At 63.2% G+C, this 12,864-nt stretch carries 10 protein-coding genes; 5 read left to right on the top strand and 5 right to left on the bottom strand.

Going from position 1 to position 12,864, the window contains the following annotated elements; translation table 11 throughout:
- Positions 1 to 5: 5 nt before the first annotated feature.
- The 3 genes from NKI35_RS14415 (at position 6) to NKI35_RS14405 (ending at position 5,553) form a co-directional block, all read left to right on the top strand.
- Positions 6 to 2,576, top strand: a complete 2,571-nt coding sequence (locus NKI35_RS14415; protein WP_023688129.1) for a GcvT family protein — start codon at positions 6 to 8, stop codon at positions 2,574 to 2,576.
- Between the two features lie 84 nt (positions 2,577 to 2,660).
- Positions 2,661 to 4,190 (top strand): ArnT family glycosyltransferase, encoded by a 1,530-nt coding sequence (locus NKI35_RS14410; protein WP_352740529.1) that lies wholly within the window; start codon positions 2,661 to 2,663, stop codon positions 4,188 to 4,190.
- Positions 4,191 to 4,245: 55 nt separating this feature from the next.
- Positions 4,246 to 5,553 carry a M24 family metallopeptidase gene (locus NKI35_RS14405; protein ID WP_352740661.1) on the top strand — a complete coding sequence of 436 codons (1,308 nt, stop codon included), beginning with the start codon at positions 4,246 to 4,248 and terminating at the stop codon, positions 5,551 to 5,553.
- On the opposite strand, the gene NKI35_RS14400 is transcribed toward NKI35_RS14405, so the two are convergent.
- Together NKI35_RS14400 and NKI35_RS14395 are read right to left on the bottom strand one after the other, a co-directional pair.
- A complete protein-coding gene (locus NKI35_RS14400; protein WP_352740527.1) occupies positions 5,518 to 6,345 on the bottom strand; it encodes a phosphate/phosphite/phosphonate ABC transporter substrate-binding protein in 828 nt (275 codons plus the stop codon). The two genes, NKI35_RS14405 and NKI35_RS14400, sit on opposite strands and share 36 nt — an antisense overlap.
- A 91-nt stretch (positions 6,346 to 6,436) precedes the next feature.
- Positions 6,437 to 7,447, bottom strand: a complete 1,011-nt coding sequence (locus tag NKI35_RS14395) for a fatty acid desaturase (protein WP_352740525.1) — start codon at positions 7,445 to 7,447, stop codon at positions 6,437 to 6,439.
- 224 nt (positions 7,448 to 7,671) lie between these two features.
- Between NKI35_RS14395 and NKI35_RS14390 the strand changes: the two genes are divergently transcribed.
- Entirely contained in the window at positions 7,672 to 8,529 is an 858-nt protein-coding gene (locus NKI35_RS14390; RefSeq protein WP_023681768.1) for a helix-turn-helix domain-containing protein, read from the top strand.
- A gap of 115 nt (positions 8,530 to 8,644) precedes the next feature.
- Positions 8,645 to 9,667: a betaine--homocysteine S-methyltransferase gene (gene bmt, locus NKI35_RS14385; RefSeq protein ID WP_352740523.1), complete on the top strand. Its 1,023-nt coding sequence runs from the start codon at positions 8,645 to 8,647 to the stop codon at positions 9,665 to 9,667.
- Between the two features lie 8 nt (positions 9,668 to 9,675).
- Here the strand turns inward: bmt and NKI35_RS14380 are convergent, their stop codons facing one another.
- From NKI35_RS14380 to NKI35_RS14370, 3 genes are all read right to left on the bottom strand, one after another.
- Positions 9,676 to 9,942, bottom strand: a complete 267-nt coding sequence (locus tag NKI35_RS14380; RefSeq protein WP_023753429.1) for a hypothetical protein — start codon at positions 9,940 to 9,942, stop codon at positions 9,676 to 9,678.
- A gap of 241 nt (positions 9,943 to 10,183) precedes the next feature.
- A complete protein-coding gene (locus NKI35_RS14375; protein WP_352740521.1) occupies positions 10,184 to 12,301 on the bottom strand; it encodes a vWA domain-containing protein in 2,118 nt (705 codons plus the stop codon).
- A 2-nt stretch (positions 12,302 to 12,303) separates the two neighbouring features.
- Complete coding sequence (locus NKI35_RS14370; protein ID WP_352740519.1) at positions 12,304 to 12,864, bottom strand: RNA polymerase sigma factor; 561 nt, start codon at positions 12,862 to 12,864, stop codon at positions 12,304 to 12,306.

The following is a 12,864-nucleotide window of genomic DNA, read 5'->3' as shown; positions in this document are numbered from 1 at the left end:
CTCTCATGAAATCTCATGTAAAAGCGGTTGTCATTGGCGGCGGCGTCGTTGGCTGCTCGGTGCTCTATCACCTGGCCAAGGCCGGCTGGACCGACATCATGCTGATCGAGCGGTCCGAGCTCACCTCCGGCTCGTCCTGGCACGCAGCCGGCGGCTTCCACACGCTGAACGGCGATCCCAACGTCGCCAAACTGCAGGCCTATACGGTGCAGCTCTACAAGGAGATCGAGGAAATCTCCGGCCAGTCCTGCTCGCTGCATCTGACCGGCGGCGTGATGATGGCCGATACGCCCGAGCGCATGGATTTTCTGCGCCTGGCCCACGCCAAGGGCCGCTATCTCGGCATGGACACCGAGCTGATCACGCCCTCCGAAGCCAAGGCGATGTTCCCGCTGATGGACGAGACCAATTTCGTCGGCGCCATGTGGGATCCGGTCGAAGGCCATCTCGATCCCTCCGGCACGACGATCGCCTACTCCAAGGCGGCCAAGAAGCTGGGCGCCGAGATCGTGCTGCGCAACCGCGTCGTCGACTTGACGCAGGAAGTTGACGGCACCTGGAACGTCGTCACCGAACAGGGCACCGTCCACGCCGAGCATGTCGTCAACTGCGGCGGCCTGTGGGCGCGCGAGATCGGCCGCATGGTCGGCGTCGAACTGCCGGTGCTGGCCATGGAGCACATGTACCTGCTCACCGAGCCGATGCCCGAGGTCGAAGAGTTCAACAAATCGACCGGCCGCGAGATGATCGGCGTGCTCGACTTCAAGGGCGAGATCTACACCCGACAAGAGCGCAACGGCATCCTGCTCGGCACCTATGAAAAGGCCTGCAAGCCATGGTCGCCGGTCAACACGCCGTGGGATTTCGGCCATGAACTGCTGCCGCCCGACCTCGACCGCATCGCGCCGTCGCTGGAGATCGGCTTCAAGCATTTCCCCGGCATCGAGAAAGCCGGCATCAAGCAGATCATCAACGGCCCCTTCACCTTCGCGCTCGACGGAAATCCGCTGGTCGGGCCGGTGCAGGGTCTGACCAATTTCTGGTGCGCCTGCGCCGTCATGGCCGGCTTCAGCCAGGGCGGCGGCGTCGGCCTCGCGCTGTCCAACTGGATGGTGCATGGCGATCCCGGCTTCGACGTCTGGGGCATGGATGTCGCCCGCTTCGGCGAGTGGGCCGGCCTGCGCTACACCAACGCAAAGGTGCGCGAAAACTATTCGCGCCGCTTCTCCATCCGCTTCCCCAATGAAGAGCTGCCGGCTGCGCGTCCGGCGCAGACGACGCCGCTCTATGACACGATGCTCGCCAACAACGCCGTCATGGGCGATAGCTGGGGCCTGGAGACCCCGCTGTGGTTCGCGCCGAAGGGCAAGGAGCCGAAGGACGTCGTCTCCTTCCACCGCTCAAACGATTTCGGTCCTATCGGCGAGGAAGTGCGCGCCACGCGCGAACGCGTCGGCGTCACCGAAATCGCCAACTTCGCCAAATACGAAGTGTCGGGACCTGCGGCTGAGGATTTCCTCAACCGGCTGATGACCAACCGCATGCCGAAGATCGGCCGCATCGTGCTGACGCCGATGATCAACGAGTTCGGCAAGCTGATCGGCGACTTCACCATCGCCAAGGCAGGCGAAGACAGATTTATGATCTGGGGTTCGTCCGCCGCGCAGAAGTACCACATGCGCTGGTTCGAAAAGCACCTGCCGAAGGATGGTTCGGTGCGCATCCACCGCTTCGATCAGACGCTCGTCGGCCTGTCGATCGCCGGGCCGAAATCGCGCGATCTCTTGCAGAAGCTGGTCGATGTCGACATCTCGACCAAGGCGTTTCGCTTCATGGATTTCCGCGAAATGGCGGTCGGGGGCGCGCCCTGCATGGTCAACCGCATCACCTATACCGGTGATCTCGGCTATGAAATCTGGATGGCGCCGGCCTATGAGCGCCTGGTCTACAAGGCGATCAAGGACGCCGGCGAGGAGTTCGGCCTCGTCGATTTCGGCATGCGCGCTTTGCTCTCCATGCGCCTGGAGAAGAACTTCCCGACCTGGTACCGCGAGCTGCGGCCGATCTACGGCCCGTTCGAAGGCGGGATGGACCGCTTCATCAAGCTGGAGAAGAACGACTTCATCGGCCGCGAGGCCGCCGCCAAGGAACAGGCGGAAGGACCGAAACTGCGCCGTGTCTCCTTCATCATCGATGCGGCCGACGCCGATGTCATGGGCGACGAGCCGATCTGGGCCAAGGTCGGCAAGGACTATGGCACGGTGGAAAAGCCGCATGGCTATGGCGCGCCGCGCTTCGACATGGCGGGCAAGGAAGTGCGTGGCTCGAAGGCTGCCGAAGGCGCTTCCGCCGTGCGCGGCATCGTCGACGGCGACTGGCGCGTGGTCGGCTGGGTCACCTCGGGCGGTTACGCGCACTATGTGCAGAAATCGATGGCGCAGGGCTATGTGCCGGCGGCACTCGCCGAGGACGAAAGTGCCGGACTGTTCGAGATCGAGATCCTCGGCCACCGGCGTCCGGCGCGCATCAATGTCGAGGCGCCCTTCGACCCCAGCGGCGAGAAGATGCGGACCTGAAAAGGCGACAGGGAGCGTGAGATCGTGTAAGGGGCCTTCGGCAGTTGGCCGCAGGCATTTTCCCTCGATGAGAAGACGATCCCCTTGCAGTATCTAGAGAAATGGACGGACTGGCTCGGCGAAGGCAAGGTCGGTCCCTTCAACGCCGCACTGGTCTGCGTCGCGGTCTATTGCGTCGTCCAGATCGTGGTGATGGCGCTGCTGTCCCATGTCGTGGGAACCGGTGTCGGCGTAGACGATTCCGAACAGCTGATGTACATGCGCTACCTCTGGGCTGGCTATGGCGGCTCGCAGCCGCCGCTCTACACCTGGCTTGCCCGCCTCGTCGCCGTCGTGGTCGGAACGAACATCCTGGCGCTCAAGATCGTGAAGTACCTGCTGATCGGAGCGGCGCTGGCGTCGGTTTTCATCGCTGTCCGCCGCCTGGGCTATTCCAGCCGCGCTGGCGCCGCCGCATTGTTCGGCCTGCTGTTGTTTCCGCAGATGGTGTGGGAGATGCAGCACGCCCTCACCCACTCGATCGCCGCTTTCTGTTTTTCAGTGGTGCTGTTTCTTGCGCTCGTTGAACTGGTGCAGCGGCGTTCGCTGGCCACCTATGTGCTGTTTGGCGTGGCGATGGCCGCCGCCATCCTGTCGAAATACAACAACGCGATCTTTCTCGGCGCGCTGATCCTGTCCACCCTGTCGCTGCGCGAAACGCGCGGCGTCATCCTCAACCGCCGGTTTTCGATCAGCCTTGTCGTGGCGGTGCTGCTTTGCCTGCCGACGCTCTACTGGAACCTGACCTACACCGACCAGTTGCTGTCGCACAGCGGCGGCTTCGGCATGGGCAGAGGAGAAAGCGCCATACAAACCGCATTCTACGGAATGCGCGGACTGGGCAAGGCTATCCTGTATTTCGCCGTGTTGCCGGCCGGCATATTCGTCGCGGCTTTGCTCATCGCATGGAAAAAGCCGGCGCCCGCGCTGCAACCGGCGCCATGGACCGAGAAACTGGTGTGGCGCACCATTGCTTTTGCCCTGGCGATGACCATCGTGCTCGTCCTGGCGAGCGGGACGACGCAATTTCGCGATCGCTGGATGCTTCCCATTCTTGTGTTGCTGCCGGTCGCGCTGGCCTTGCGGATGGATGCCAGAGGCGACAAGGGAAGGAAGGTGCAGGACGTCGTCGTGTTTGTCGGCGCAACGCTTGCCATCCTCGTGCTGCCGGTGACCTGGTACACGCACCTCAATGGCGGCGACAGCCGCGGCAGCATCGTGCGTGTCGACTACCAGTCGCTCTATGGCCAGCTGACGGCAAACGGTCCGGTTCGCACGGCGATATCGAGCTGGCACTGGGTGGGAAATCTGCGTCTTGTCGATCCCGATCTGGTCGTGCTCGACGACGAGATGCCGGACTTCGGCCATTTGCTGATCGAGCCGGCGGTGCTCGTGATGGCCAATGACAAGGAACCTCCCGAGGGCATCCTGCGGGCCTTGAGCGAGGCCGGCTATGTCGCTGACGGCTCGCCGCAGCAGTTGGTCGTTCCGATGCTGTTCGACAGCGAGCCGCCCACCCGCACGCTGACGGTCACGCGGCTGAAGAAAGCGGCCGCGGGCGCAGCGCCACAGTAAGTCGGCAGGGAGGCGTCGGGTGGAGAAACAAGGGTTCGGCCGTCACCGCAAGATCATGCCGTTCGAGCCCGGCTCCGTCGAAGCCTTGCGCGAAACATCGCGCCAGAAGGCGGCGTCGCTGAACCAGCATCTGCTGGGCTATGGCGCGCTGGCTGAAGCCGAATGGCAAGCGGCAGGCATCGCCGCGCCCGATCTTGCCGCGATGGGCAAATACCGGCTCGAGCGCCTCCGCGCCGAACTGAGGCGCCGAAACTACGCCGGCGCGCTGCTCTACGACCCCGTCAACATCCGCTACGCCACCGATTCGACCAACATGCAGCTGTGGGTCGCGCACAATCCGACCCGCCACTGCTTCGTCGCCACTGAGGGACCCGTGGTGCTGTTCGACTATTTCTCCTGCGAGCATCTGTCCGATCATTCCGGCGTCGTCGACGAGGTGCGGCCGGCAGTGTCGTGGATGTATCTCTATGGCGGCGAGCTGACCGAGCACAAAGTCCGCCGCTGGGCGGCCGGCATCGCCGATCTGGTCAAGGAGCATGGCGGCGGCAACAGCCGCATTGCGGTCGACCACATCAACCCGGAAGGCGTCGAGGAACTCGCCCGGCTCGGCATTTCGATCGGCAATGGCGAAGCGGTGATGGAAAATGCGCGGCTGATCAAATCGCCGGACGAGATCCTCGCCATGCGCCGCGCCATCGTCGCCTGCGAGGCGGCGATGGGCGAGATGGAAGCGGCGTTGAAGCCGGGCATTTCCGAAAACGAATTGTGGGCCGAACTCCACCGCGGCAACATTGCGCGCGGCGGCGAATGGATCGAGACCCGGCTGCTGGCCTCGGGGCCGCGCACCAATCCGTGGTTCCAGGAATGCTCATCGCGCGTGATCGAGGAAGGCGACCTCGTCGCCTTCGACACCGACCTGATCGGCCCCTACGGCTTCTGCGCCGATCTCTCGCGCACCTGGCTTTGCGGTGACGCCAGGCCGTCGAACGAGCAGCGCGACCTGTTCCGCATTGCCGCCGACCAGATCGCCCACAACACGCAATTGATGCAGCCCGGCATGTCCTTTCGCGACCTGGTCGAACGCTCCGTGGTGCCGCCGGGAGATTGCTTCCCGGCGCGCTACGGCGTGCTCTATCACGGCGTCGGCCTCGCCGACGAGTATCCAACCCTGCCACATGCCAGCGACTGGACGCCGGACACGCCCGATGGCGTGCTGGAGCCGGGAATGGTCCTGTGCGTGGAAAGCTATATCGGCCGTCTCGGCGACCATGAGGGCGTCAAGATCGAGGAACAGATCCTGATCACCGAGACCGGTAACGAGCAGCTTTCAACCTACCCGTTGGATGCGAGGCTGCTCGGCTGATCCGGCAAGCGCCTCGCGCAGAGCCATGAGCGTCTTTTCCGGCGTCGTCCTGGCGGTGATGTAGGGCAGGCCTTTGCGCCTTGCCGTCCAGCCGACGACCTTCACGGCGTTTGCCGCAGGCTCGAAACGCTGCGCCAGCGCCCAGCTCTCACAGTCGATGGCAGCTATATCCGCCTTGCCCTCGGCGACCGCGACGATCGAGCCGCGATGGCCACCGCTCTCGCTGCGCGAGGGAAACATATCCATGCTCTCGCCGGCGGCCTGCAGGTCGCGCGTCAGCGCGATGATGCCCGACATCGAATCGAGGCTGTTGTAGGTAAAACACTTGCCACGCATCAGATCGAGCGGCAGCAAGGCTTTGCCATCCGCGGGCGAGCGAACCTCCGGTCCCTCGCCCGTCCGCATCACCAGCGCGCTCGAATAGAGTTCGCCTTCGCCGCCCTCGTAAGCGTCGTAGCTCGGCTGGCCGACCACCTGCACATGCTTGCTCAGGCCGAGTTCCATCGGCCCCCAGCAGGTCTGCGCGAACAGCAGCGCCGGATGCAGCCAAAGCTGGTGATGGTCGAGTTCGTCCGGCGGCAGTGTCGCCGGATCGGGCGCGATCAGTCTGCCCTCGGCGTCGTGGATACCGCCCGGCACCGGCGGCAGGTCGCCATTGCGGCGCACGATTGTCTGCGGCCCATCGACGCCCTTGTGCCGAAAAGCATCGCGCAACGCTGCCCATTGCGCGTCGACCTCGCCGCGCACTTCAGGCCAGTCATACATCGGCAATGCCGCAACCAAATCACTCATGCCGACACTCAATCATCATGGCTCGGGAAAGGATCGCAAAAACGCGGCGTCCAATCAGAATTGGCCGACACGGGTTCGGGAAGTCCGGGGATTATTCCTTCGGCGGCTCGGCCGGAACCGGCGCGCTGCCAAGCCCGCTGATGCTGCGCGCCCTGATGCGCGGCTTGAACGCCCTGCCCGGCTCGGCCTGGCGGCGCAGCACCGGGTGCACGATCGGCTCCTTGGCCTTGAAGGCGTAGGCCTTGATCAGTGCGAAATAGTTCGGATAGGCGTAGCCATTGTTCATCCGCAGCCACTCGTCGCGGCGGTCGGCAAACAGTTTTGGCAGCCTGTACCAGGCAACGGTCGGGGTCTTGTGGTGAACGAAGTGCAGATTGTTGTTGAGGAACAGGAACGACAGCGGCGAGCGCTCGATGATCACCGTGCGTCCTTCAGGGTGCTCGGACCACTGATGTTCGGCGAAAGTCCGGACCGCGATCAGCGACTGGCCGAGCCAGACCGGCACCAGAATGTAGAGCCATACCGGAATGCCGAAGCCGAACTGCACGATCGGCACCACGATGGCGAGGCCGATCGCATGCAGCAGCCATGCCTTGCCGATCATCTTATCGCCGGCAATCACATGCCTGGCGTCGTCGACGAAGAAACCGATGCAGGACAGCCAGGGGCCGAGAAAGAAACGGCCGGCCATGGTGTTGTTGATCTTGAGCAGGAATTTCATCGTCGGCGGCAGATCGTCATGCATCCACAACGCCTGGTAATAGCTCTCGGGATCGTCGAGCGGATCGGTCAGGCGCTCGTCGGCGTGGTGGCGCAAATGGAGCGTCTTGAAGCGACGGAACGGCCAGACCACGCCGATCGGCAGGAAGACGAAGGCTTCGTTGATGAGCGCGCTGCGCGTCGGATGGCCATGCAGCACTTCGTGCATGATCGACGACTGCAAGGCCAGGATGAAGCCGAGGAGAAGAAGTGCCAGGACCGGATAAGAGGGCCAGAGCAGGAGCCCGGCAGCGAGCCACATTCCGTAACAGAAGAAAGCGAGGACCACGGTCGGCCACTCGATGGCCGCTGCGTCGCGTCGCTTGATGCGCTTGCCTGTCATGCTATCGACCACTGTCCCTCAGTCGCCGGAATTGGTTCCTGACAGCATAGTGTCAGGAGAAGCGATTCCGCTCAACGAGACAAAGTGTGCAAAATGTTGCGATTGCGCATTTTTGACCGCAGATGTTATACATTGTAAACAACCCTACGGATTCATTTACGCTGGAAGTGCTGATTCGACGGCTCGGGCGCAAATTTTTCCTAAGAGAGTGCGGAGAACGAACAGTGGACAAACGGGACCTTTCGGCAATCTTCCGGGAGCGCCTGAAGCTGCTCCTGACACGGTCCGATCTCAACCAGTCAGCTTTCGCGTCAGCAGTCGGCATCGACCGGTCGGCGCTGTCGCAACTGATGTCCGGCGCCTCGACGCGCCTGCCACGTGCCGAAACGCTGCTCAACATCGCCGCCGAATTCAAGATCTCGCTGGACTGGCTGCTCGGCCTCTCCCAGGATGAAGGCGTCACCGGCGAAATCCGCGAAAGCCTGGAGATCGAAGAGGCGCCCGACGGCTTCGACCGCACGCTGCTCGCCAAATGGTTCGCCGAGGCCGCAGGCACCAAGATCCGCTATGTGCCGGCCGGCATTCCCGATCTCCTGCGCACACGCCAGCTGGTCGACTACGAAGCCAACATCACCAACCGCAGCCGTCTGGCGCAGGCCAGCGAGACGCAGTACCGCATCGAGTACAACCGGCGCCCTGAGACCGACATGGAGGTCTGCATGCCGCGCCATACGCTTGAGATCTTTGCCCGCGGCCTGGGCGTCTGGGACCGCTTTCCCGAGGCTGACCGCCGGCAGCAGCTTGCCCATATGGCGACGCTGCTTGACGATCTCTACCCCACCTTCCGCCTGTTCCTCTATGACGGCCGCATGCGCTATTCCATCCCGCTGACCATCTTCGGCCCTTATCGCGCCGCCATCTATGTCGGCGACATGTATGTCGTGCTGAACGCCACCCAGCCGGTCCAAGCGCTGACCCAGCATTTCGACAATCTGATCCGGGCCGCCGACATCAACCCGCATGAGGCCGCCGCCTACGCGCGCAATCTGGCCGGCGCGTCATTTCCATCGGGTTCTGCCTGATCCCCAACGCCCCGGAAAGGTGCGCCGCGCGGCAATTGCCGGTCGCAAACACATTGACTGGACATAAAGACTTCTTTATATCCTTATTCCATTCAAATATCTGAAAGTCGATCCGATGACCGCGAACAATCCCATCGATGCTCTGCTGGCCGAAAAGGGCGTGCTGCTCGCCGATGGCGCCACCGGCACCAATCTGTTCGCCATGGGTCTGGAGGCCGGCGAAGCGCCGGAGTTGCTGAACGAGACAGCGCCCGACACCATCACCAGCCTGCACCAGAATTTCGTCGACGTCGGCGCCGATATCATTCTCACCAACTCGTTCGGCGGCACCCGCCACCGGCTGAAGCTGCACCATGCGCAGGACCGTGTGCATGCGCTGAACAAGCGCGCTGCCGAGATTGCCCGCGCGGTCGCCGACAAGGCCGGCAGAAAAGTCATCGTGGCCGGCTCGGTCGGGCCGACCGGCGAGTTGCTGGTGCCGCTCGGCGCCATGACCTATGACGAGGCGGTCGAGGCCTTCGCCGAACAGATCGAAGGCTTGAAGGAAGGCGGCGCCGAAGTCGCCTGGATCGAGACCATGTCTGCGCCGGACGAAATCCGCGCCGCGGCGGAGGCCGCCATCCGCGTCGGCCTGCCCTACACCTATACCGGTTCGTTCGACACTGCCGGCCGCACCATGATGGGCCTGCTGCCCAGGGATATCCACGGCGTCGTCGACGGACTTTCAGAGACACCGCTCGGTGTCGGCGCCAATTGCGGTGTCGGCGCCTCCGACATCCTGGCCTCGCTGCTCGACATGACCGAGGCGAAGCCGGAAGCGACGGTGATCGTCAAGGGCAATTGCGGCATTCCCGAATTTCGTGGCACCGAGATCCATTATTCCGGCACGCCGGAGCTGATGGCCGACTATGTCCGGCTGGCGGTGGATGGCGGCGCGAAGATCATCGGTGGCTGCTGCGGCACGTCGTTCCAGCACCTTGCCGCCATGCGCAAGGCGCTCGACGCGCACACCAAATCCGAACGCCCGACCGTCGCGGCGATCGTCGAGCGCATCGGTCCGATGCGCAACAAGGTGGCGACGGAAAACACCGCCGAGACCAGCGAAGCCCGCCGCGAACGCCGCCGCACCCGGGCCTGATATCGAACTTATTCGCTGTTTTCAGCGTAACGCGATAGCGCCGTCTTGAAATCCAGGGCGGTGCTGTCGGCGCTTTCATTCATCGTCACCAGGTCACCCGACGACTGCGGATTGCCGATCTGCTCCAGCATGACGCGAAAGCGGTCATTGGTCAGCGCCGACTTTGCGGTATTCCGGGCTGCGTCGACGTCATCCATGATGCGCCTGGATTCTGGCGACAGCGTTCCCGACGCCTGCGTGTGTCTCACCGCCGGCGTCGTGTTTCCAATGTTCATGATCTGCAATTCCCGGCTCCCCAAGCCCAGTCCCGACCCCATGCAATAATAGCAGGGCATTGCGATGACGTTCCGGAAAAGCTGCGCAATTTAACGATCAGGCGGATCATCTGTGCGCTTCGGATCAATCGATCCGAAAAAAAGGCCGGCAGGGTTTCCCCCGCCGGCCTGCCTCACCCGCCCGTAGCCGGTTCCCCGTATCAGAACGACCCCCGTCTGAAAGGAACCGGCTGTATTGCCACTACCGGTTACCGCCGAGCGCCGAGGCAAGGCGCACAAGCGAAAGGAACTCGGACCTGTACCCAAACGGGTCGGCTCCTCGGGCGGCGGTGGCAATCTCCATGATCTTGTCGTAGCCGAACTTCGCGGTCGCATCCTCGTCGCGCAGCTTCTGGCCGAAGGCGGCGACAGCGACGGAGAAACGCTGGTCGGTGCTGGCCTGGTCGAAGGACGCGACCTCGTTGGCCGACGTCACCAGCGTGGTGATCAGCTTCGAGACGTCTTCGTTCGGCAGCTTGTAGCGGATTTTCACGAAGGCATATTCGTCGGCGTTGGCGACGCCGCCATTGTCGACCGCGGCCTGGCCGTAGCGCAGCGGATCCATCTGCTCGCCGCCACTGCCCTTCGGCGTGATCTCGTAGATGGCGGTCACCGAATGACCGGAGCCGATATCGCCGGCATCGACGCGGTCATTGTTGAAGTCCTCGCGGTTCAAGGCGCGGGTTTCATAGCCGATCAGCCGGTACTCCGAGACCTTGTCCGGATTGAACTCGACCTGGATCTTGACGTCCTTGGCGATGGTGAACAGCGTCGAGGAGGCATCCTCGACCAGAACCTTCTCGGCCTCGGCCAGCGTGTCGATATAGGCGGCGGTGCCGTTGCCGTTCTGGGCGATGGTCTGCATCATCTGGTCGTTCAGATTGCCGCGTCCAAAGCCGAACACCGACAGGAAGACGCCGGTCTTGCGCTCCTGCTCGATCAGCCGCTTCAGATCGTCGTCATCGGTCTGGCCGACATTGAAGTCGCCGTCCGTGGCCAGCATCACACGGTTGATGCCATCCTTGACGAAGGACTGCTGGGCAAGCTTGTAGGCTTCCTTGATGCCCGCCTCGCCGGCCGTCGAGCCGCCGGGCGACAGATTGTCGATGGCGTTGAGGATCTTGTCCTTCTCGGTGACCTTGGTCGGCATCAACACGGTGCCGGCGTCACCGGCATAGGTGACGATCGAGATGGTGTCGTCCGCCTTGAGCTTGCTGACCAGCAGCCGGAACGCTGACTTGAGCAGCGGCAGTTTGTCCGGCTCGTCCATCGAACCCGACACGTCGATCAGGAACACCAGATTGGCCTTGGGCTGCTCGACCGGCTTGATGTCGAAACCCTTGATGGCGACGTGCATCAGCTTGGTGTGCCCGTTCCACGGCGTCGGCATGACGCTGACGGTCGAGTTGAACGGCGTCGACGCGGAGTCCGGACCCTTCCAGTCATAGGGGAAGTAATTGACCATCTCCTCGACGCGCACCGTATCGGCTTGCGGCAGGTAGCCCTGCTTCAGCGAACCGCGCACGAAGGAATAGGAGGCGGTGTCGACGTCGATCGAGAAGGTCGAGACCGGATCCTGAAGCGCTGCATGCACCGGATTGGTCTTGAAATCCTCGACGCGGTCGCGGTTTGGCTCCTGCGGCGCAATTTGGTCCGCCGGCATGGTCGAGGGCTGCGCCAGGTACTTGGACTCACCAGCACCCGCCATGCGGTCGACCCGCGCTGTGCCGGCCGGGGCAGCGGTGCCGTCAAGCGAAAACTCGCGGCTCTCAACCGGCGCAGGCTCGGCCAACACGCCGCGTCCCAGCGCATCCTGCTGCGCCGGGGCGACAGCAACGGTCGATTCGGGCTTCGGCGGTGCCGGCGGCGTAGTGGTGTCGCGGCTTCGCACATCGGCGTCGGCCTTCTTGTCGCCTTCGGGCGCCTGCTTTTCCTTTAACGGCGCGTTGGTTGCCGGCCCACTGGTTGCCGGCCCACTGGTTGCCGGCTTGTCGGCCAGCGTCTCGGTGATCTTCTCGTCGTTACCGAACGGCGACGGCTGTTCCCTCAGCATGTGGAAGGTGGCGTATCCGGCGATCGGCAGGGCGACGAGCCCGGCAATGGCTGGCGTGGCGATGAGTTTCTTTTGCATGATCTCGCTCCAGAGCTTTTGTGCTCGCTCTGTGAGACGAAGCCTGCCAACCGATCCTTGGGTGACGGCAGAAATATTTTCCTGATCATAAGCGCGCATGGCGGCTTCGAAGGCGCGTGCCTTCGCGCTCTCGCCCGGCGCCGGTATTGCTGCATCGTGCAGCCTGTTGAGTTCGTTGTCGTCGACCATGGTCACACTTCCCCGGCTGAACGCATGAGCGTCTTCAGCCGTTTCTTCGCTTCATGGATGTGCCAGGAAACTGTCGTCTCCGAGATTGCCATCGCCTCGGCGGCGGCCGCATGGCTCAACCCTTCGCCATAGACCAGAAGTACTGCATCGCGCTGCTTGTCCGGCAATTGCCGCACCGCTGCCCAGAGCGCCTCAGAGGGATCTTCGGGCTCGGCCGAGGCCTCTCCCGAAATCATGCTGTAGGCGCCGAAAGCCTCGGTCTTGACGTTTTCGCGCGTGGTCTTGCGCATCATGTCGCGCGCCGCGTTCAGCGTCACGGAATAGAGCCATGTCGTGAACGCGCCGCCGCCGCGATAGTCGCAGATCGCCTTGCCGAGACGGACACAGACCTCCTGGGCGATGTCTTCGGCATCGGCCTTTTTTCCGCACCAGCGATAGGCGGCGCGATAGACGAAGTCGTAGTGCCGCTCCAGCAATTTGCCGAAGGCGCCCCTGTCTCCGCCCTTCGCCCGCCCGATCAATTCGGCGTCGGAGGCTTCGCTTTCATCCAGCATCATCGCCAT

The organism is Mesorhizobium sp. M0676 (genome assembly GCF_040320535.1).
Classification (GTDB): Bacteria; Pseudomonadota; Alphaproteobacteria; order Rhizobiales; family Rhizobiaceae; genus Mesorhizobium.
This window is presented reverse-complemented; position numbering and strand designations above follow the sequence as displayed.